Source organism: Streptomyces sp. NPDC006326, assembly GCF_040612915.1.
In the GTDB taxonomy this organism is placed as follows: Bacteria; Actinomycetota; Actinomycetes; order Streptomycetales; family Streptomycetaceae; genus Streptomyces.
Genome location: NZ_JBEXRC010000010.1, coordinates 154,006 through 173,754, shown reverse-complemented (window position 1 = coordinate 173,754; position 19,749 = coordinate 154,006). Strand labels below are relative to the sequence as shown.

Sequence of the window (19,749 nt, the reverse complement as noted above, 5' to 3'; positions counted from 1 at the left end):
TTAATCATCCGCCGACCACCGACATCTACACCTACCGCTCCACACTCTTTCCCCCCCCCCCGCTCTTCCGATCGCCGGCCCTTCGGGCCGGAGTCCTGCGCTTCGCTTCGGACTGTCGGGTTCCGCTCCGCTTCACCCGAGTGTCCTGGCTTCGCCAGGACTAGGGCTCCCCTGCTTCGCAAGGGAGCTGACCTCGTTTCACGAGGTCCCGGCCTTCGGTCTGTTGGGTGGGTCCGCTTCGCTCCCCCACCTGGTCGTTCTGGCTTCGCCTCCAGGACCCGAGCCCGCTGCGCGGGCGGCTGGCTACGGGCAGGTCGTCGGGGTGTCCCCTGGGCCCGCGAAGCGGGCACAGGTCGGGAAAGCGCCAGGTACAGCGCTCAGGCGACTTCCTGATACTGCAGTACCCGCGCTCGCTCCGTGCAAGGGTAGTCTGGCCCTCGCGGGTAGTACCGGAGTGTGCTTGGCGCACCGAGGTTAGGGAAACGGCTTCCCGGTCTTGTATACGCACGGCGGGGAGGCTGAACCGGATTCGAACCGGCGTCATCCCCTCCTGACAAGAGGGCGCGTCTACCTCTGCGCTACCAGCCCTCCCGCCGCGGCGTGAACAGGGTAAGCCACGTACCCGCTCAAGGTCATCGAGGTTCTCCGCTTCGCTGCGGACTACTCAGGTTCCGCCGTGCTGGTGGTCTACAACCAGCCGTCAGCGATACATCCAGCGGCATACTGCGCGACCCCGTTGGCAATGCCCAAGCCATGCCTTTCGCCGGCAACCAGGAGAGACGCCTTCACCTCCGACACCGGTCTGCCACCACGCATCGCACGAACCTCCGCCAGGCCTTCTCGAACCGCGCCATCTGCTCCCCGACCACAGGGCGCGGCCTTCTCGTAATCGGAAGCATCCACCATGCGAAGAACCCCCAGACATGAGATGCATCATTCTTGTCTATGGATTACCACTGGAACGGATGGATGGCATCGTTCGCGCGCGGCTCGCCGGGATCTGTCGGTGATCAGTGAAACTGCGCAGTACTCAACCAAACTGCGCAGCCAGACCCGAAGCTGGAACTCCGCAGGTCAGACAAGTGGCAGCGCCGCTTCCTGTGTGCGACACCGCACCCCAGTGTCCAGGACAACTCGTTTCGATGACACCAGCTTCACCGCGCCAGGTCGTTCCTTCACCACGGCTACCAGCCCAAACCCAGGCAGGCGGTGATGGTGGCCTCGAAGTCGGGAAACGGCCAGGGCCGTACGCCAGCCAGCGCGGCGGTGCGGCCTTGGGCGAGGACCGCCAGCTTGTCCAGACGGTCGAGGCTGCCGTCGTAGGGGACGGGGCGGTGGCCGGTCCAGCGGGCCGCCGCACCTCCGCCACCTCGGCCTCGACCAGGATGCCGATGAGGGCCTGGACCGATCGCGGCGCGGCAGAGTGGCCGCTGGCCAGGGCATCCCGTCGATAGGGCCACAGTGTCAAGCCCCGAACTCGAGGGGCATGACACCGTCCGATCGCCAGGGTGCAATGGCACTGGGGCTGAGAACCCTGCCGGCGCCGAAGGCGGCGATCGGTTGAGCAGCACAGCGTCTCGCCAGTGAGGAGAACGACCATGACCAGTACCGCCTGGACCCGGCGTGTGATGTTGTCGGCCGCCGTCGGCGCGCTCGCGGCAGGGGGCACGATGGTGCCGTCCAGCGCCTTTGCCGCTGACTGTGATCAGTTCCCGGGCGGGATCTGTCCCTTGTTCTCGGACGGTCAGAAGCCACCTGAATTCGGTGACCTGTGGTGGAACATAAGGAGCGCACGGACCGGCGATCTCGTTGCAGAGGAGAACGTCGGTGGCTTCAGGGTCCAGCCGCGCAGCGACCGGAAAACCCAGCTCTTCCGTTTCCTGAAGAGCAGCGACGCCGACAGCTCCCACGGCCCCGTGTACCAGATCCAGGTCCACCCCGGGACACCGTCGCCCGACGGCTCGCCCATGTGCCTGGAGGCAGGCGAGACGAACGGCGCCGTAGTTCAAGCGAATCCGTGCGAAGAGACGGCCAGCCAGTTCTGGGAGATCGAACCTCACCCGAAGGGCTTCTCCAGAATCAGACAGGGAACGGGCGCGATGCGGTGCCTCGACATACGCAATCCGACGGCGTTGAATCCGCCCCCGTCAGGGGCTGCCCTCCAGGAATGGACCTGTCACGCTGCGGACAATCAGGCTTGGACGTTCGTGCTCCCGGTCTCCCAGCCGAAGGCATGGGACCCGATGGTGGACGGCATCTACTACGAGTACACACCGCCAAGCCCCTGACCTCCCGTGAAGGGCTGGGGTCATCGGCGTACTGAGTGGACGGAGAAGCCGGTGGGACACCCCGGCCCGCCCCGGCCCCGTGTAGGGGAGGGGCGGGCCGGGGCCGAGCACAGCGGCGGGGGTGCCATGCTCGTGTTACTCAGCTACGAGCTGGAAGCCGGCCGCCACGTACCCCCGAACCGGGTCTGGTCAGCCTGGCTGTGCGGCGACCACCTCGTCACCGAGCGCCGCGAAGTCCTAGGCAGTTCGCCAACGGCATCGACGCCGACAACCGGCGCGTACACCGGGCCTTCCTCGCCTCCGTACGCGTCCTCGGCGAAGGAGTCGACATCACCGGCGAACGCGGCGTCGAAGCCATCTGCTTCGCCGACACCCGCGGATCCCAAGTCGAAATCGTCCAGAACATCGGCCGCGCCCTGCGGCTCAACAAAGACGGCTCCACGAAGATCGCCCGGATCATCGTGCCCATCTTCCTGGAGCCCAACGAGGACCCGACCGACATAGTCGCCTCCGCCAGCTTCCGCCCCCTTGTAGCCGTCCTCCAGGGCCTGCGCTCTCATGACGACCGCCTCGTCGAGCAGCTCGCCTCCCGAGCCCTCACCAGCGGCCAGTGCAAGGTCCACCTCCGGCGCGACGAGGACGGGCGGATCGTCGGCGCCGACGGCCAGAGCGACGGCGAGGGCCTGGAGGACGACACCGACGCGGCAGCCGAGTCGGCACTGCTCCACTTCTCCAGCCCACGCGACCCGGCCACCATCGGCCGCCTTCCTCCGCACCCGGGTCTACCGGCCCGAGTCTCTGGTGTGGCTGGAGGGCTACCAGGCCCTCATCTGGTGGCGGGCGGAGAACGAGATCACCGGCCTGCACGCCGTCCCGTACGACACCGAGACCGAGGTCGGCGTCACCAAGGCGTTCCCGCTCGGCCGGTGGGTGCACCAGCAGCGCAAGGCCCTGCGCACCGGGGAGCTCGAGGACCGGCGCAAGACGCTGCTGGACGCGCCGGAGGCCGGGATGGTGTGGGAGCCCGGTGAGGAGGCGTGGGAGGCCAAGCTCGCCGTGCTCCGGTCCTACCGGCGGGCCACCGGCCACCTGGCGCCCCGGCAAGACGCCATGTGGGGCGAGGACGACGAGATGGTGCCCATCGGCCAGTACATGGCCAACCTCCGGCGCAAAGGCGCCAAGAACGGGCTCGGGAAGGACGAGGACACCGCAGCGACCCGGGGCGCGCAGCTCGCCGCGATCGACAAGGACTGGAACTGCCCCTGGCCCCTGGACTGGCAGAGGCACCAGCGCGTCCTGGCCGACCTGGTCGACGCCGACGGACAGCTGCCCGACATCGCCCCCGGCGTGCTGATGGACGGCGACGACATCGGCCGGTGGCTACAGCAGCAGAAGCAGCCGGCCACCTGGGCGCGGCTCCTGCCCGAACAGCAAGCACGGCTGACCGCCCTGGGCGTGGAACCCGCCCAGACGCCGCCTCCGGCCCCGGCCGCCGCTCGTGGAATGAAGGGGCCGAGCAGGGCGCAGCAGGCATTCCAGCGGGGCCTGGCGGCACTCGCGCAGTGGGTGGAACGGGAAGGCGCCCACCGGCCGGTCCCACGCACCCACGGTGAGGAGATCACGGTCGAGGGCGAGACGGAGCCGGTGATCGTGAAGCTCGGCGTATGGGTCTCCAACACCAAGAGCAGGCGCGAGAAGCTCACCGCCGACCAGCTCGCTGCCCTCGCGCAGCTGGGGGTCGACTGGGCGTGACAGGTTGCCCGGCTCGTCGTTGGGCGGGGAGGCCAGCGAAGTGGAGGCCCCGGGACGTCGTGACCCCCGGGGCCTTCGTCTGACCCTCCGGCACCGGATCGTGGTGCAACGGGCTGCAACACAGAGGCAGCCGCGCTGTTCCTCCCGCGTCTCGCCGCTTCGCTGACGTCGATTCTTGACTGGCGGAAACTGCTGGCCCGGCCACAGGTGTCGGTGCAGCTAGCAACCTCTGGACGAAGCAGTACACGCCGAGGTGCCGGGTGTGTCAGCGGCCTGCGGCATGATGTTGGGTGTGACGGAGCAACTTCCGAGTCCGTCTTAACAGGGGGCTTTGTGCACAAACTGGTCGCAGATGAGGTAGGGGTCACGGAGGATCCGCAGCTGCACTATGAGAGGTGGCAGTGGGGCGGAAGGCTGCCAAGCGAGAGGCTGCGCGGTGTCCGCGGGAGCAACGTCCTGGGTCTGCTCACCTTCGACAGTGACCTGGTGCACGCCCTCGATGTCGCGGGACCCGAGGTCCAGCGTTCAGTGGCATTGCTCTCCGCGCGGCGGGCGTGCGAGGCGGCGGGCCTGACCGATGTGGGGTGGGTCGCTCCGGCGCTTACCGCGTTGACGCAGGGGCATCCGCTACCGGCGCCCTTCGACGACGACGACCAGATGTGGGAGACCCTACGATCCACTCCCCTCGTACCGGGTCCGACGGTGCTCGGGGCGATGCCCCCCCGAGCGACCGCCCTACTTCCCCCCGCCGCCAGCAGGGTGGGCATGGGTCCCGTGCGCTGAGCAGAGAGACGACGGGGCGACACGCTACGAACTTGACCGGCTGCCCGGCAGCCGCGCGCCGATGACGTCCGCCTCCTTGCTGGTGTACCCCGGCACCCCGGACGTCCGCGAACCGATCTCACAGCCGTACTTCGCTCTCCCCGCCGTGCTCGCCGCCGCCGAGCCCGATCCGCTCAAAGCCGCTCTGGACGCGGTGTGGCATGCGCTGCACACGCACGGCGAGCACTACCCCGAGCTGCTGAAGGAGATCTGGCGGTCTGTGTGAACAGGCACGCCCCTGGCAGCCGGCCGTCCTCGCGATGGGCATCACGTGACAGCAGCTTGGTCATCTCATGACAGCCGTGATCACTACGCCGGACACCATGACCCGGGAGTGCCCTCACATCGTTGCTGACGCCCGTCCGATGCCACGATCGCGCCCATTCACACTGTGGTAGGAGACTGCGAGCAGTGCGGCGCGCGCGGCGTCACACAACTCGTCGTCCTCTGGTACGGAACGCCATGTCCCATGCGGGACGGGCCGCTCATCAGTGTCGAGAAACGCCTTCAGGACAGGCACGGCGGGGGCTGCAGGCGCGCCGATCTCGGCCAGGAGTTTCACCGTCTCAGTGATCGCCCGGTAGGCGCCGCCACGCTCAGCAAGCGGGGCGATGGCCCGGACGAGGACCGGAACAACCTCGTCGGCCCGTCCGGTGATCTTCCACAGCGCTTCGGCAACACGGAGCGGCAGCCAGCCTTCTTTGTGCACGGGGAGGAGTTCGCGCAGCCGCGCAACATACGGGGCGCCCGCCGGACCCAGCTCCCCCAGCAGCGTTGCGAGGTTGCCCAGGCCGTACGGCTCGCCCAGCTGCGGGAGCAGCAGCTCGAGCGCGGGCTCCCGGTCGCCGGTCAGCCTCCCATACGCGAGCGCCAGGCAGCGCGGCGCGAACGGCTGGCCCTCGGGCGGGGCGTCGAGCAAGACACGCAGTCGCTTCCGGGGCACGGCCTCGGCCGCGGCCGGCCCGATCGCCGCGAGGGCGTCCAGCGCCCACACCGCGGCGTCGGTGTCCAGGAGGCCGTTCAGGTCCGGAATCAGGGGGGCTGCGGCCGGGCCCCATGACTCGAGCAGTTGGCAGAGCGCTCGACGCTCGTCGAGGGTGGAGGCGGCGGTGAGCCGGGCTCGCAACGGGGGCAGCAGCACCTCGGCGTGGGCGCCGAGCCCTCCAGCGGTCTCGGTCAGACTCAGCTCGTAGGGCCACCAGCCGTCGGCGTGGACCGAGTGGTACGCGAACCCGAGCTGCTCCCCGGACAGGCGCCGCACGAGCGGCGGTACGCACCGCGCGTCGCCGAGCCTGGACAGCGCCCAGATGGCGTGGGACTGTGCGGGCAGGTACGGCTCGCCCTCGTCCGTCACCATGACCGCCAGCGCGTCCGCCCAGGGCCGGGCGGCCTGCCCGCACATGCCAAGAACCCGGACGGCGAAGAGCCGATTGTCGGGCTCGGCGTCGGACAGCAGACGGGCCACAGCCGGGAGCAGCTCCGGTACGGCCGAACGCCGGCGGCTGAGCATGTCGGCGGCCGCCTGCAGCGCGCCCGCACGCACGGAGGGGTCCGTGTGCGCGAGCAGCCTCCCGGTCGCCTCTGCCCGGCTCGCCGGGTCATCTCCCAGCAGGCCCACGGCCCACACCGCCGTCATCTTGATCGCGCCACCACCCGATGACCAGGTGTCCGGTTCGCTGCCGAACAGCACCTCGGACACCGCCCGCGCGTAGCCACTGTCGTCCTGCCCCGGCAGCGCGCGGCGCAAGGCCTGCACGGCGACGAGACGGGTGGCGGGCTCGGCACCCTGCATGAGCTGTCGTAGCCAGTCGAGGGAGTCGTCATACTGCGCCTCGGCGTGGGAGATCAGCGAGCCGACCGCATCAATGAGCTGGGCCCGCGACTCCTGTTCCGGCTCCACGCCCCACCGCGCCCGCAGCGCCGCGATCACCTCGTCGGCTCGGTGGCGGGCCTCGGCAAGGGCATCCGCGACGGCGATGCGGCTCGTGGTCGCCGGGTCGGAGAGCAGCGGCAGCAGGTCCGTCACCGCCAGATCCCAGGCGGCGGGCCAGGCCCGTGGGACAAAGCGGGGCTCCGCGGTGTTCGCCGTGTAGGCCAAAGACCCGACGAGCTCGAGGAGCTCGCGGCGGACGGCCGGAACGATGGCCGGATCGGCCGCGGCCCCGAGCACGTACGGAAGGGCGGCCGGAGCCGAGGAGTAGACAGCGCCACCCTGGTGGTAGACGTACACGAGCAGGTCATCGGCGGCATCGGCGGCCTTCTCAGACCGGTACAGATCCCGAAGCATTCCGGGTACATCCTCGGCCGTCCCGTAGGCGTGCTCCAGCGCCGCCCAGTCGATGTCGTCGAGCCCCGCGAGAGCGTCGCTCATCAGTCCCCTCCTCGACCTGCTCCCCGACCACAAAACCGCCCTCGCAGTCCGGGCACATCACCCTGCCGCAAAGATACGTCAGCCCGCGCGCGACCTCCTGGTGCCCCGCCTCCGTCGCCGTGCGGTGCAGACGCGCCGGCAACGCCTCGAGGACTGCCGGATCGGCAGGCAGCAGCACCGCCTTGACCGAGTCCGCCGTCACATCCGCCCAGGGCAGTCGGCCCGATCCGTGCCAACTGTCAGGGGTTACTCGTAGGGTTCACCGGGTGAGTGACATGTATGAGTTGATGATTGCCGTCGACCTGAGGGACGAAATCTCCGAGCAGGAGCTCGCCGAGCTGAGCTGGCATCTGGGAATCGGAACCCAACCGGAGTGTCTGTCCATCGTCACCGAGTTCCAGGTCGTAGTGGTCGACGACTCGGGGATCCCGGTGATTGAGGACGACCCCTATCCACTCCTGGCCGGGCGCGGCACGGCATGGCGGGTGGGTGGTGTGCTCAGCTCGGCACTGACCCCTCACGTGGACCCGTCGTGGAACGGCTGGTCGCTGACGTCCCGACAGGAGATCCATCCGGACGAGTTCGAGAAGGTCGGCGAGCTGCTCTGCTGGCTGGCCACAAGGGCTCACGAAACGCACCCGCTCGGGGACAGCGCAGTCGGGATCGGATCCCTCAGGTTTTATGAAGCCGAGGTTCCGGATGTACTTCAGGTCAAGAGCGGGCAGGTCAACTGGCCTGCCTGAACAGTTTGCTCCCCGAGGGCGACCTGGACTGGGTCGTCGCGGCCGACTCCACATCCGTGGCCACCAGCACGCCGCCCATCACCGGTAACCCAGGGTCCGCCCGTGGGCGGACGGGTCAGCGCTCGGCGTGGATCACCTCTCCGTGGTCCTTCGTCCAGGTGCGCAGGCGGTGCCGGATGCCGTCCGTCTCGGCCCACAAGGTGATGGTCACCCCGTCCGAGCCGTGCGTTCCGATGAAGCTGCGGAACCGCTTCACCGCAGATGCCTCGGTTTCCCAGGCCCCCTCGACATTTGGTCCCCCGGGGGTGAAGGTCATCGACACGTGGAAGCGGACGGTCGGCTGCGGGGGTGTGCTGGTCATGGTGTCGTCTACCGGCGGTGGGCGCTCTCGAAGATCTCCACGGCCGTGGCTCCGGACTGCTGGAGTTCTTGCTGTCGCCGCTCGGCGGAGGTCCGGTCCTAGTGGACGGCCGAGGTCTGCTCCTGACCGTCGCAGACCCATCTCACTTTGAAGCTCACCATCGCCATCACCTCCGTCATAGCTGCTGAGCGGCCGCCGCCGGGAGCGCCGGGCCTGCTGACTGATGTCAGCTTCTCAGCCACCACTGACAATCTTGCAGGCGCTACCAGGGCCGGGCAGTCCAGAGTCACGCACAGGGCGCAGGGCCGGCCGGTACTGATGGCCTCGGCCTGTTCGCGTAGGTCGGCGGGGGTGAAACCGATCAGGGCGTCGTCGGCTGGCGTGCGCTTGAAGTACGTCCGGGGAGGCGAGCGATCACATGAGGTGAGCGGTGCCGACCAGGGTGGGGATGCCGCCGCCTAACGGGGCAGCCGGCCCGACACTGCGCGGCCCGCCGGATGAGCAGGCTCCCCGCGGAACCGGATAGCGATGGAACTGGCGTGGCAAGTCCGGCCGTGGATGAAGTCCCGCAGAGCACACAGCTGGTCAATGGTCGGCAGGCACGGCTGGCCAGGGTCATGAGCAGTCACGACTCGACCCTACTCACAAGCGGGTGGCGCGGCGGGTGGGCAACTAGCCCTGCAGGCTTCGGCAGGCCACGGCCCCTTGCACGGAGCCGCCTCGATGGGCGCCGCCCCTCGCCTAATGGTGCGGTCGCACCAGGCACACAGCACTGTCGCGCGGGCGCCCGCGTCCTCAAGGACCCTCGCCGCCTCTTCTGCGACCTCGAGCCAGTTGGGTTCCGTGACCGCTACTGGCGCGCTGTCGAGGAGAAGTTTGCTGTTCCAGAGACTGAGACCGGTGACCGTACGCATCGCACGGACCGCCTCGACCTTCCGGTCACCTGCCTCTGTCAGCAGTACACGGAAGCCTGGCTCTTCCACACACCCTCCCCGCCCCGGCCACCCCAAGCTATCCCTGGCAAGTGAACCATTCACCGACGCAGCTGCTTGTCATGGTCGCCTCACAAACAGGTACTCACGCGCGCGGGTAGCCGTGGCCCGGCGGCGGTTACTCCGGTGGGGGTGCGGCAACGCCATCGAGGACGACGGGGACCGCCACGCCGAGCGCGACGGCCGCACGCCGGCACCCTCCCCGCACGGCGACAAGCTCCGCCCGTACGTCCACCCCCGGCCGGTCCCCGGCGGCCTCGGCCGCCCGGGCGGCCGCCGCGCGGAGCTCCGCCCGCGCCAGTGGCCCGCCTGCGGGAAGGACCGTGAGCTCGGCGGCGTCCGCCACCGCGCCCACCAGGTACGCCGCCTCCGCCGGACCCGGCAGCGACCGGTGAACGTGCACGCCCAGCAGCCGGGGCGCCCACTCCGCCAGGGCGTCCCGGACCTGCTCGCACAGCCTGCCGATACCCGTGTACGGGCCGACGGGCGCCCTACCGGCGCTCATCTCTCCATGCTCTCCCCCACCACCGACAGCCCCGTCGGGGACGGGCATGACCGGCTTCGCCGCTGCGCCTGGCCGGGCGCAGCGCGGCCGGGGACATCCCGCCCCGAGCCAGCCGGGCTCGGGGCGGGTGGCCGGGTGGTCAGCCGGGCTCGTTGCCCGCGGCCGGCTGAAGGTTTGCCCGCAGGGCATCGCGGGCGGTGAACAGGACGCAGTTCACATCATGGGCCGGGAGGGGCAGGATCGCCTCGCACTCCTGCGCCCAGGTGGGCACCGGCCCCGTGCGCAGCAGTTCCAGCGGGCGGCCGTCGTCCGGGGCGGCGATCCACGCGAGGATCGTCTCCACGCCCGAGCCGTCGACCGCGGCGGCCATGAGATAGGCGGAAAGCAGGACGTGGGCGTGGGCGGCCCAGTAGTCGTTGTGCGGTGGCTGCGGGGAGTGCTCCAGCAGCCCGGTAGCCGGCCAGGGCCTCATCAGGGCGGGAGCAGGCGGCAAGGTCGAGCGTGAAGGCCATCGCTCCTCCTCTCGGTAGACCGGGCCGACGCAGCCCGGGTGCTTTGCGAAGTACCGGTGCTGTGGCGGGTGGACCTGAGCGTACTGCGGCCGCTTGCCGGACGCCGCGTCCTCTGCCCACGAGACAAACGAGCCCCAGCCCCACCCGGGGCGATGGGCATCGGATCTGTGTGTGCGTGTCCCGGGCCGCGGCAGGCCCGGCCCTGCCCGCAACGTCGCGGGCATCGAGGGCCGGTCCGGGAAAGGGGAACGGCCGGCGCCCCCTGCAGGTCCGGGAGTGGCCCCGCCCGGCGCGGGTACTGGCGGCCGGGGAGTCCGGCGCCTTCATCAACGCGAGCACTACCTGCAGCAAGTAATGCGGAGTGGCTGGTCGCGGATGAGGCCGTTCTCGCCCCCCGTTCGCCGATCGAGGTGCCCCCGTCGGCTGGCGGGGGCACCTCATCCGGTCAGGTGATCTCCAGAGCGCCTGGGGCACCTGCCCTCGTCCGCACACTCCTGTCGGCACGGCGTGATCTTGAGCGTAGCGGCCAGGCCGTGCGTCAACGGGCTCAATGCGGGAATCCTCCCGACTCCCAGCGCGTACTGCCCGCGCGCAGCCGGACAACCCCACCCGCCCCGGCGCGGCCGCGCAAGGCCACACCACCGACGCCCACCCGCGCGCCACGCCGCCAAGCCCAAACCCAGGAGGACGAAGGCCCGGCCGAGCACCCACCCACGCCCGCACCGCACCGCCCGGCGCGGCCTGCACCCGGCCCCGGCCCCGACGCGGGGAACGCGCACATGCCCGGGCTGCGCCGCGCCGCGCACCGCGTGACCAGCCCCGCCCTCACCGCGCTGTGCCACCAGACCTGCGGCCGATGACTCGGCGGGCCGCTTCGCCCAGAAAATCGAACACGTGCTCAAGTAGAGGTGAACGCCGTACCGAGGAGCAGCACGTCATGACTTCCCCCACCCCTGGGCCTGCCGCCAGACCGCAGCCCGTCACCTGGGCGCGGAGCCAGACCGGGCCGTGCGCGAAGTGCCACCAGCCGTGCGCAAGGTACGGTGCTCCGGCGAATCCGCTGTGCGAGTCGTGCCGCCGGGCCCGGCAGGAGCAGTTCGCGGCCCGCCCCTGACCGTGACCGATCCCGCACCACCGCCCGTACCGATCACGCTGCTCCTGCCCGACGGACAGGAAATCGAGCGGGTACGGCTCTATGAGCGCCAGCAACTCGACTCGGGGTTGTGGATGTACCGCATCGGTGTGCCCCTGTGGCAGACGGCCGTCGGCGGCGGCGCCGAGCCGGTGGAGTACGCGACGTGGGTGACCTCCGCGCAGCTGCGCCCGATCCCCGGTGTGGACCTGGACGGCGTGCCCACCCACCGTCAGCCGACCGTTATGGCGCCCGCAGGCCGGTGGGCCTGGCTCCTGGACGGCCGGACTAGCGGCCGGGCGGCCACCATCCACGCCGAGGGTTGCCGGCTGGCCGCCGACCGGGCGCGGCCACTGACCACCATGCGGGCGCTGGATGCCCTGGCGCGGCCCGGGACGGCGGCGTGTACCGGGTGCGACGCCGCCGAGGTCCTGCTGCCGATCCTCCGCCACGGTCAGGACGAGGGGCGGGAAGAGGCAGACCAGCCTCACTGACACGAAGCGGCCGCCCGGTCCGGAACACGCGCACACCGCCAACACGCCAGTTGCCGTCCCCGGCGCGGGAATGGGTGGAGTGTGCCCTGGATCTTTCACGAGCCGCGTTCGCCGTCGGGTCGCCGCGCCCGGGAACTTCACTGCTCTGCCCCGCAGTTACGTGATCAGGGTGTTTTCCCCTGGTTGGGTTGAGGAGGGCTTGTGGCCAGTGCGGATCCGATGTTCACCCGTGTGGAGCTGAAGGGCCCGCACGAAGCCGTCGACGACCTGGTCACGGGCTTGAGCGGGCTGGGGGAGATCATCTTTGATGCGCGCAGCGCCCCCGACGCCCGGGGGGATGTGGCCTGTATTGCGGAGGTGGTGACGCCGCCCAGCCGGCCCCCTTCCGGTTCCGGCGAGGTGCGGGTCGTGGTGCAGGCCGTCTTCGACATCGATCCGGCCGGGTGGGCGGGTCTGTCTGACGAGGCGGTTCGTGCCCGTCTGGAGGAGGCGGTCGCCGCCGCCGTGGCGGGCGCGGTGGCGGGCAGCAGTGATGTGGGGGCCCGGGTCGTGTCCGCTCGTCCGGCGCGGGCCCGCCGGGGGTGATCGGGGGGTGCACTGGGAGGGGGTGTCACTGCGGCTGGCCGGGTGGAAGGCGGGTCCGGGTCATCGCTGGCCCGGCCGGCAGGCCATCGCGGTGGTGGACGGCAGGCAGGCCGGGTCGGTGAAGTTCTTCGCGCATCCGCAGGGTCTGGCCGTGGAGATCGACATGCTGGAGGTGGCCGAGGACTTCCGGGGGCGGGGGCTGGCCTCGCTGCTGATCGACACGGTCTACCAGGCCCATCCGAAAGCGTGGGTCAACCACGGACTGCGGACCATAGACGGCGTGCACTGGTGGAACAGCTACCGCGACCCGGCGCCGGAGCGGAACATCCACAACCGCCCCCCGCAGGAATGGGCTGCCTACTTCATGGCGAGCAGGGTCGCGGCCGACAAGGCCCACAACGCGTCGTGGAACACCCACTTCGGGCTGGACGGGCACCGGGATGCCGAGTACCGCTACCGGCAGCGGCTGGAGATGGAGTTCATCGGGCACGACAAGTCCTTCGTCCGCCGGCCGGGCATGCCGGTGGTCGATCCCACCGTGCAGGACCTGTACGCCGGACATCTGGTGTATCTCCCTCCCGGGCTGCACCGCTTCCTGCACGACCCCGGTCTGCCGGCGGCGCAGGGGGCCCATGCCCTGCTCGACCACCTCGGTCACGGCAACCTGCCGCGGCCCGATGAGCACACCGGCTGGTGGAACACCACCCACCAGGCCGCGCTCGACGACGCGCTGCACCGCGAACTGGCCGCGGGCGGCGATGGGCGGGGCAGCCCCGCCACCCAGCTCGTCTTCCACGCCCGCCCTCTCCCCGAAGACGACGCACCCGCTTACGCATCCGCGGGTGACTATGTGGAGTACACCGACGGCGGTGACGTCCCGGTGGAGCTGGCCGGACTGTCCTGGCGCCAGAGCACTACCCCCCACACCGTGCATTCGGCCGTCTTCGATCCTCCCGTCGAAGCTGCCGTCGCCCCGGCATACTCCGAGGCCGCGAGCACCACGTATCTCGAGCGCTATGACGAAGCCGGGATGCTGCGTGCCCCGCTGACACCCCAGGAACGGATGCTCGCCAGCCGCGCCGGGGAACTGAAAGCGGCGGCTGACCGGTTGATGAGCGACATCGCCGCCCGGGCTGCCGCCGCTCCGCCCCGGCCGCCCGCGCCCAGTCCTGCCAGGCTCCCGGACCCCCGGCAGCAGCAGCCGGCACCAGCCCCGCGCCCCCGTCTGCCGTAGTCGGCAGGCGGCCCGGGCGCTCTGCGTATTTGTGGCGGGCGGCAACAGGTACAGGCCCCGAGCCCACTGCGGGTGGCGGCCCTTTGGACCGTTGGGACGGGCACAGGTGCGGCGGGGTGAGAGGGCCGGCCGCAGTGTCGTTTCCCCGGTGAACCACGCCGCTCAGCCGGGTGAACTCCCCACCCCGCAACTTCTGCAAGCAGCAGCCGGCCACTACAACCGGAGCCCGTGATCACCAACGTGATGCGGGCCGCCGCCGCGGCCGCCGCCACCCTCGTCCTGACCCTCCCCGCCCCCGCCGCGCACGCCGCGCACACCGCACCCGAAGCCGCACCGCAGACCCTGCCGATCAGTCTTGCCGTCGACGCCCTGCCCTTGGCCGCGGAATCCCGTGACGGCTATCAGCGCACCAGCTTCAAGCACTGGAACGCCAGCGACCTCCCCAACGACGGCTGCAACACCCGCAACGAGGTCCTCCTCGCCGAAGCCGTCGAGTATCCGATCACCGGCGCCGGCTGCACCATCACCGGCGGCGTGTGGTGGTCCTACTACGACGACACCACCGTCACCGCCGCCTCAGGACTCGACATCGACCACATGGTCCCCCTCGCCGAAGCCTGGGACAGCAAGTAGGCGGAGTTGTTTCGACTGCATCATTCCGCCTGGCTCGGTGACCGCCTCTGACCTGGTCGGAGAGGTGCGGCTGTCGCTCCTCCAGGTGATCACGGGGCCTTCTACCTTGGGGGATCATGATCCAACGCCACGATGTTGCAGCTGATGCAACCGTGGGAACTGGTGTGCTTTCTGCCAATGTGCCGGGCGCGATCGGCCTGCTGGTGCCGGATAACGTCCGGGCGCAACCCGGCTCCGACTGTGGCACGAATGACATCGGGATTCGCCCGGCAGCACAGCAGCTGGCGGGAGGACCTGCCTCACACGGCTCAGTTGTCCGGACCGCAGACGCCGCCGGGCTGCTGGCGGGAGTACCGGACGATGGCTTCCTGCGAGGTCGATGACCGGCTGCCGTCGGCGGGGCTGAGCGTGTAGAAGGCGATGATGGAACCCTCGGTGACGGCGTCCAGGACGCCGTCCCAGGGGATGGTGTAGCCGGCCGAGGTGGTGTCAGAGGTGATGCTCGCGACACCCTGGATCTCCGCAGCCGGGATCTGCCCGTTGGCGTCGCTGCAGACCGTGATGTGGAAGGTGACCTTGTCGCCGGTCTTGAAAGGGATCTCGTCCACCACGACGAGGACGCCGTTCCAGGGCTTCTGCCGGCAGGTGATGCCACCGGGCGGCTCCTCGTAGGGAAATTCCGGGAAGTCGAGCTCGATGGACATGCGGGCTCCTGGTCGGTCCAAGGGGGGCGGGAGATCGGACTCCCACTCCATGATCACGGATCACACGCCAGGCCGTGAGGTCGGATCTGTGAGGATGACCAGACTTGCCCGCCACCAAGTCGGTAGGGAATGCAACACGACTTGAATAGCGCTCCCCGCCAGCCGGAGCCTCCGCATGGACCCCGGCACGCCGCGAGGCCTGCGCCAACGACCAAGGACAAGCCACCTCACTCGTAGCGGTCACCGCCCGCTCCAACAGGAGCAAGGCCGACCAAGACCCCGCGACATGGCTCCCGCCGCCCCCCGACGCCCTGTGCCGCTACGCCGCCGAATGGACCGCCACCAAGCTCCGCTGGAGCCTCACCGTCGACGAGGCCAAGAACGACGCGCTCCACGCCATCGCCGACAGGTGCGCAACCACCGAGGTCACCTACACGCCCGCCCCATAGCACGACGTCCTGGAAGTGGGCCGGCCGCCCGCCCGGCGGCTGGCCCCCACCCGCACTCAGCCAGCGGCCGCCGCCGGGCCCGCCCCGAAGCGGGGCACATCCTCCACCGCGGTGTCCAGACGCAGCCGTATGAAGCGCAATGGGTGGCGGAAGACGCCGCGGTCGATGGCGGTGTCGGCACTGATCTCCGCCACCAACTCCAGACGGACCAGGGTGACTTCCTACAGCTAGTTTCGGGAAAGATCACCCGTACCCGATCCACCGACCGACGACAGATCTGTCGTGGACCAGTGAGACTGCGCAGTGCCCAACCAACCTGCGCGACCCGATCCGGAGCTAGAAACTCCGCAGGTCAGACCGCTTCGTCCCCGTACTCTGCGCAAGTTCAGTGAACCGGCACAGCCCCCAAACCAACCCAGCTTACGTGCGCTACTCCAGGTCAAAAGCATAACGACTACTCAGATTCACTGTCCGTCCCTGACGGCCTTCGCCGACAGCTGCAAGCTCCGCCCGCCCCAGCCGTCGCGCCCCAAGCCACGTCTTGGATCGCAGGCCCGCGTGCGGCCGGTCGATCAGCGGGGCAGGATGCGCATTACTGCCTCGCGATCGCCGCTGAGCCGCAGGCCTTGCTGTACTGCGGCGTTCAGATCGAGGTCGCCGAGCAGAGTTGCAGCCAGCAGGTGCGGCGGTCCGGTCAGTGACGCGGTGGGGTGGTCGACCCGGCCGGTATGTGTGTGCACCGAGCCGTCCTTGACTTCGATGACCAGGTCTTCGTTGCCGTCGGCGTGCAGTTGCAAGGCGATTGCCGGTTGGTCGGGGCGGTGGTCGGTCAGTGCCCGGGCGGGCATATCCAGCCAGTGGGTGCGGAAGGTGTCGTTGCCGCCCGGCTCACGCAACAGCGGCACGCCCCACCGGCTCAGCTCCTGCAGCGCCGGCTCGAGCTCGCGGCCACGCTCGGTGAGGGAGAACAGGGTGGTGGCCACCGGCGGCGGGGCGGCCTCGCGGTGGATCAGGCCGGCTTCCTCGAGTTCGCGGAGCCGGTCGACCAGCAGGTTGCTGGCGATCCCGGGCAGCCCGTTGCGCAGGTCGGTGTGCCGGCAAGGGCCCAGGGCGAGCAGTTCACGGACGATCAGCAGGGTCCATCGGTCGCCGATGACGTCCAGTGCTTTCGCGATGCCGCAGTACTGCCCGTAGGTGCGCATGCCACCACCCTACATCGTGGCGTTGAGATTCAAAACTTGCTTGTTGACTTTCTCAACAACGTCGGTCTAGCGTCGCTGCCCATGACCCCCACCCTTACCGTGCGTCGGCTGACCTGGGCCGGCGTCGAGATCCGTCTCGGCGACACCCGCCTGCTGATCGACCCGCTCGAGAACGTCGCTCCGCTGGCGCCGGTGATGGGGCCGCCGCACCGGCCGGTCGACCCTGTCGATACCCCGCCCGGCACCCACGCCCTCATCACCCACCTGCACCCCGACCACTACGACCACGACCTGATCGCCCGGATCGCGGCCACCGGCACGATCGGCTGCCACACCCCGAGCGCGGCGGCGCTGCGCGAGGTGGGCATCACCCCCGTCGCCCAGGACCTGGGCCAGTCACGGCGCATCGGAGAGCTGACCGTCACCCCGGTGACCTCGCTGGACTGGCGCGGCAACGACTGTGACCAGGTCGCCTGGGTCGTCGAAGGGGCCGGCCGGCGGGTCATCCACTGCGGCGACACCCAGTGGCACGGCAGCTGGTGGCAGATCGCCCGCGATCACGGCCCGTTCGACGTCGCTTTCGTCCCGGTCAACGGCGTCATCGCCCACTTCGAGGGCTACGCGGCCAACGTCCCGGCGACCATGACCCCCGAGCAGGGCGTCGAGGCCGCCGTCGCACTCGGCGCCGGCACCGTCTGCGCCATGCACTACGGCCTGTTCCACAACCCGCCGTTCTACACCGAACAACCCGACATCGAGCAGCGCTTCCGGCATGCCGCCGACGAGCGCGGCATCACCGCGGCCATCATCGCCGACGGCCAGCCCGTCCTTTGACCACCAGAAACAAGGAGCAACACATGAAGATCGTCCTGTTCGGTGCCAGCGGCAACATCGGCCGGCCAACCACCGAGGAACTACTGCGTCGCGGCCACACCGTCACCGCGGTCACCCGAGCCGGCCACATCAACGGACTGGGGCACAAGGCCCTGACCGTGACCACCGGTGACGTCACCGACGCCACCGCGGTCGCCGGCCTCGCCGCCTCCCACGACGCCGTACTGTCGGCCGTCGGCCCCCGGATCGGCCGGGAGAACGACCGCGCCACGATCCTCGGTGCCGCCCGTGCGCTGATCGACGGACTCCGCCGAGCCGGCGTCACCCGCCTGGTCACCATCGGCGGTGCCGGTAGCCTACGCACGCCGACCGGCGCCCGGGTCATGGACGACCCGGACTTCCCCGCGCTGTGGAAGGCCAACGCCGAGGCCCAGTCCGAAGCGCTCGACCTCTACCGCGGCGTGCACGACCTCGACTGGACGTACGTGTCGCCCGCCGCAGTCCTCGGAGCGGGCGAGCGGACCGGGGCCTACCGCAGCGCCGGGGACACCCTACTCACCGACGACGACGGCAACAGCCGCATCTCGTACGCCGACTACGCGATCGCCTTGGCCGACACGATCGAGAGCAGCACCGCGATCCGCCGGCGCATCACCGTGGCGTACTGAGCCATGAGCAACGACGCCGCCGACCGGCAAACCCGATTCATCGTCCTGCTCGCAGCGCTCGTGGCCCTGGGACCCCTGTCCATCGACGGCTACCTGCCCGGACTGCCGGACCTCGCCGGCGACCTGCGCGCCAGCGCCGCGGCCACCCAGCTCACCATCACCGCCTGCCTGGCCGGGCTGGCCATCGGGCAGCTGGTCGCCGGGCCGCTGAGCGACACCTACGGCCGGCGGCGGCCGTTGCTGGCGGGCCTCGCCCTCTACACGATCGCCAGCGCGCTCTGCGCGGTGGCGCCCGACGTCTGGACCTTCGTTGGCCTCCGCCTGGTCCAGGGCATCGGCGGGGCGTTCGGCATCGTCATCGCCAACGCCATGGTCCGCGACCGCACCTCCGGAACCCGCACCGCACGTCTCTTCTCCGCGCTGACCTTGATCACCGGCCTGGCGCCGGTGTTCGCGCCGGTCCTCGGCGGCCAGCTACTGCGCGTCACGGCCTGGCCGGGGATCTTCGTGGGCCTTGCCGTACTCGGCGCCGTGATGCTGGCGGCCTCCGCCGCAAGACTGCCGGAGACCCGGTCCTCCGCGTCACGCCAGCCGCTGCTGGCTGTCGTCGGGCAACTGCTCAGCGACCGGGTCTTCACCGGGTACGTCCTAGCCAACGGCCTCATCTTCGCGGCGATGTTCACCTACATCTCCGGGTCGCCGTTCGTCCTGCAGAAAATCCACGGCCTGTCACCGCAGCAGTACAGCGCCGTGTTCGCCGTCAACGCCGCAGGACTCATTGCGGCCGCCCAGATCAGCGGTCGGCTGGTGGCCCGGGCCGGCGCCCGCGTGCTGCTGCTCGCCGGTCTGCTGGGCGCGACAGCCGGTGGCACCACGGTCCTGGGCGCGGTGCTGACACGGGCACCCCTGCCCGCGCTCCTGATCGGCCTGTTCGTCCTGGTCTCCAGCGTGGGCCTCGTCATGCCGAACGCCGCGGCCCAGGCCCTGGCCGACCACGGCGGACACGCCGGGTCGGCCGCCGCTCTGCTCGGCTTCAGCCAGTTCATATTCGGCGGGGCACTTGCTCCGCTGGCCGGCGCGGGTGGCGCCACCGACGCCTTGCCGATGGGAATCATCGTCGCCGTGTTGCCGGCGCTCGCTCTGCTCACACTCGGCGTCCTCACGGTCGACGCCCGGTGAGCGCACTCACAGGCCGGCTCGCCAAGGACCTGCCGGGCATCGGCGACCGCGCCGGCACATCGATCGCCTCTGCCTCCCACTGTTTGCGCAAACCTTGAGCAAGTTGGTCGGCAAGGTCGTCCAGCTCGGCAGGGGCCGAGGCGCTGCTGCGGTGGCGGAGCACGGCGAGCACCGCGGCCGGCAGAGCCAGCAAGCCGGTGAACGCGGACACGACGGCAATCAGATGGTCGGACCTGGTGGCCGCGCGCGATGTACCACGTCAAAAATGCTCCGACGGTGAGTCATACAG

17 protein-coding genes, 1 tRNA gene and 3 pseudogenes are annotated in these 19,749 nt (G+C 70.0%); 12 read left to right on the top strand and 9 right to left on the bottom strand.

What is annotated here, in order from left to right; all coding sequences use genetic code 11:
- Positions 1–514: 514 nt before the first annotated feature.
- Positions 515–588: transfer RNA gene (locus ABZ128_RS11440), tRNA-Asp, on the bottom strand.
- A 1,010-nt stretch (positions 589–1,598) separates the two neighbouring features.
- On the opposite strand from ABZ128_RS11440, the gene ABZ128_RS11435 reads away from it, so the two are divergent.
- From ABZ128_RS11435 to ABZ128_RS11425, 3 genes and pseudogenes are all read left to right on the top strand, one after another.
- The gene (locus tag ABZ128_RS11435) at positions 1,599–2,288 is read left to right on the top strand and encodes an RICIN domain-containing protein (RefSeq protein WP_356847661.1); all 690 of its coding nucleotides are present in this window, start codon (positions 1,599–1,601) and stop codon (positions 2,286–2,288) included.
- A 144-nt stretch (positions 2,289–2,432) separates the two neighbouring features.
- A pseudogene (locus ABZ128_RS11430) lies at positions 2,433–4,040 on the top strand (Helicase associated domain protein); the annotation flags it as partial.
- 844 nt (positions 4,041–4,884) lie between these two features.
- Entirely contained in the window at positions 4,885–5,088 is a 204-nt protein-coding gene (locus tag ABZ128_RS11425; protein WP_356847660.1) for a hypothetical protein, read from the top strand.
- 114 nt (positions 5,089–5,202) lie between these two features.
- Here ABZ128_RS11425 and ABZ128_RS11420 read toward each other — a convergent pair whose 3' ends face one another.
- Positions 5,203–7,233 (bottom strand): hypothetical protein, encoded by a 2,031-nt coding sequence (locus ABZ128_RS11420; RefSeq protein ID WP_356847658.1) that lies wholly within the window; start codon positions 7,231–7,233, stop codon positions 5,203–5,205.
- A 275-nt stretch (positions 7,234–7,508) separates the two neighbouring features.
- Between ABZ128_RS11420 and ABZ128_RS11415 the strand changes: the two genes are divergently transcribed.
- Positions 7,509–7,976 (top strand): hypothetical protein, encoded by a 468-nt coding sequence (locus ABZ128_RS11415; RefSeq protein ID WP_356847669.1) that lies wholly within the window; start codon positions 7,509–7,511, stop codon positions 7,974–7,976.
- 115 nt (positions 7,977–8,091) lie between these two features.
- Here ABZ128_RS11415 and ABZ128_RS11410 read toward each other — a convergent pair whose 3' ends face one another.
- The 4 genes from ABZ128_RS11410 to ABZ128_RS11395 all read right to left on the bottom strand — a co-directional run bounded on the left by ABZ128_RS11410 (position 8,092) and on the right by ABZ128_RS11395 (position 10,306).
- Positions 8,092–8,337 carry a hypothetical protein gene (locus ABZ128_RS11410; RefSeq protein WP_356847657.1) on the bottom strand — a complete coding sequence of 82 codons (246 nt, stop codon included), beginning with the start codon at positions 8,335–8,337 and terminating at the stop codon, positions 8,092–8,094.
- Positions 8,338–8,975: 638 nt separating this feature from the next.
- Positions 8,976–9,320, bottom strand: coding sequence for a ribosomal protein L7/L12 (locus ABZ128_RS11405; RefSeq protein WP_356847656.1), 345 nt, complete (start codon positions 9,318–9,320; stop codon positions 8,976–8,978).
- A gap of 127 nt (positions 9,321–9,447) precedes the next feature.
- Positions 9,448–9,834 carry a hypothetical protein gene (locus tag ABZ128_RS11400; RefSeq protein WP_356847655.1) on the bottom strand — a complete coding sequence of 129 codons (387 nt, stop codon included), beginning with the start codon at positions 9,832–9,834 and terminating at the stop codon, positions 9,448–9,450.
- Between the two features lie 139 nt (positions 9,835–9,973).
- Complete coding sequence (locus tag ABZ128_RS11395; protein ID WP_356847653.1) at positions 9,974–10,306, bottom strand: hypothetical protein; 333 nt, start codon at positions 10,304–10,306, stop codon at positions 9,974–9,976.
- 1,156 nt (positions 10,307–11,462) lie between these two features.
- Between ABZ128_RS11395 and ABZ128_RS11390 the strand changes: the two genes are divergently transcribed.
- The 4 genes and pseudogenes from ABZ128_RS11390 to ABZ128_RS11375 all read left to right on the top strand — a co-directional run.
- Positions 11,463–11,972, top strand: coding sequence for a DUF6233 domain-containing protein (locus ABZ128_RS11390; protein WP_356847651.1), 510 nt, complete (start codon positions 11,463–11,465; stop codon positions 11,970–11,972).
- A gap of 201 nt (positions 11,973–12,173) precedes the next feature.
- Positions 12,174–12,557, top strand: coding sequence for a hypothetical protein (locus tag ABZ128_RS11385; RefSeq protein WP_356847650.1), 384 nt, complete (start codon positions 12,174–12,176; stop codon positions 12,555–12,557).
- Positions 12,558–12,564: 7 nt separating this feature from the next.
- Positions 12,565–13,791 carry a GNAT family N-acetyltransferase gene (locus tag ABZ128_RS11380; RefSeq protein WP_356847649.1) on the top strand — a complete coding sequence of 409 codons (1,227 nt, stop codon included), beginning with the start codon at positions 12,565–12,567 and terminating at the stop codon, positions 13,789–13,791.
- A gap of 228 nt (positions 13,792–14,019) precedes the next feature.
- Positions 14,020–14,418, top strand: a pseudogene (locus ABZ128_RS11375) (HNH endonuclease); the annotation flags it as partial.
- Positions 14,419–14,732: 314 nt separating this feature from the next.
- On the opposite strand, the gene ABZ128_RS11370 reads toward ABZ128_RS11375, so the two are convergent.
- Complete coding sequence (locus ABZ128_RS11370) at positions 14,733–15,128, bottom strand: hypothetical protein (protein WP_356847647.1); 396 nt, start codon at positions 15,126–15,128, stop codon at positions 14,733–14,735.
- A gap of 161 nt (positions 15,129–15,289) precedes the next feature.
- On the opposite strand from ABZ128_RS11370, the pseudogene ABZ128_RS11365 reads away from it, so the two are divergent.
- A pseudogene (locus ABZ128_RS11365) lies at positions 15,290–15,577 on the top strand (HNH endonuclease); the annotation flags it as partial.
- A 56-nt stretch (positions 15,578–15,633) separates the two neighbouring features.
- On the opposite strand, the gene ABZ128_RS11360 reads toward ABZ128_RS11365, so the two are convergent.
- A complete protein-coding gene (locus ABZ128_RS11360; RefSeq protein WP_356847645.1) occupies positions 15,634–15,771 on the bottom strand; it encodes a hypothetical protein in 138 nt (45 codons plus the stop codon).
- Between the two features lie 378 nt (positions 15,772–16,149).
- Entirely contained in the window at positions 16,150–16,779 is a 630-nt protein-coding gene (locus tag ABZ128_RS11355) for a winged helix-turn-helix transcriptional regulator (protein ID WP_356847643.1), read from the bottom strand.
- A gap of 81 nt (positions 16,780–16,860) precedes the next feature.
- Between ABZ128_RS11355 and ABZ128_RS11350 the strand changes: the two genes are divergently transcribed.
- The 3 genes from ABZ128_RS11350 to ABZ128_RS11340 are packed head-to-tail and all read left to right on the top strand — an operon-like array spanning position 16,861 to position 19,460.
- Complete coding sequence (locus ABZ128_RS11350; protein WP_356847641.1) at positions 16,861–17,613, top strand: MBL fold metallo-hydrolase; 753 nt, start codon at positions 16,861–16,863, stop codon at positions 17,611–17,613.
- A 23-nt stretch (positions 17,614–17,636) separates the two neighbouring features.
- On the top strand, positions 17,637–18,281 hold the full coding sequence (locus ABZ128_RS11345; RefSeq protein ID WP_356847639.1) for an NAD(P)H-binding protein: 645 nt from the start codon (positions 17,637–17,639) through the stop codon (positions 18,279–18,281).
- A 3-nt stretch (positions 18,282–18,284) separates the two neighbouring features.
- Positions 18,285–19,460: a multidrug effflux MFS transporter gene (locus ABZ128_RS11340; RefSeq protein WP_356847637.1), complete on the top strand. Its 1,176-nt coding sequence runs from the start codon at positions 18,285–18,287 to the stop codon at positions 19,458–19,460.
- Positions 19,461–19,749 lie beyond the last annotated feature (289 nt).

Coding starts and splice junctions, on each gene's coding strand:
- ABZ128_RS11355 (WP_356847643.1), bottom strand. CDS start 16,779: ATGCGCACCTACGGGCAGTACTGCGGCATCGCGAAAGCACTGGACGTC.
- ABZ128_RS11435 (WP_356847661.1), top strand. CDS start 1,599: ATGACCAGTACCGCCTGGACCCGGCGTGTGATGTTGTCGGCCGCCGTC.
- ABZ128_RS11395 (WP_356847653.1), bottom strand. CDS start 10,306: ATGAGGCCCTGGCCGGCTACCGGGCTGCTGGAGCACTCCCCGCAGCCA.
- ABZ128_RS11425 (WP_356847660.1), top strand. CDS start 4,885: ATGACGTCCGCCTCCTTGCTGGTGTACCCCGGCACCCCGGACGTCCGC.
- ABZ128_RS11415 (WP_356847669.1), top strand. CDS start 7,509: ATGTATGAGTTGATGATTGCCGTCGACCTGAGGGACGAAATCTCCGAG.
- ABZ128_RS11350 (WP_356847641.1), top strand. CDS start 16,861: ATGACCCCCACCCTTACCGTGCGTCGGCTGACCTGGGCCGGCGTCGAG.
- ABZ128_RS11345 (WP_356847639.1), top strand. CDS start 17,637: ATGAAGATCGTCCTGTTCGGTGCCAGCGGCAACATCGGCCGGCCAACC.
- ABZ128_RS11410 (WP_356847657.1), bottom strand. CDS start 8,337: ATGACCAGCACACCCCCGCAGCCGACCGTCCGCTTCCACGTGTCGATG.
- ABZ128_RS11420 (WP_356847658.1), bottom strand. CDS start 7,233: ATGAGCGACGCTCTCGCGGGGCTCGACGACATCGACTGGGCGGCGCTG.
- ABZ128_RS11370 (WP_356847647.1), bottom strand. CDS start 15,128: ATGTCCATCGAGCTCGACTTCCCGGAATTTCCCTACGAGGAGCCGCCC.
- ABZ128_RS11340 (WP_356847637.1), top strand. CDS start 18,285: ATGAGCAACGACGCCGCCGACCGGCAAACCCGATTCATCGTCCTGCTC.
- ABZ128_RS11400 (WP_356847655.1), bottom strand. CDS start 9,834: ATGAGCGCCGGTAGGGCGCCCGTCGGCCCGTACACGGGTATCGGCAGG.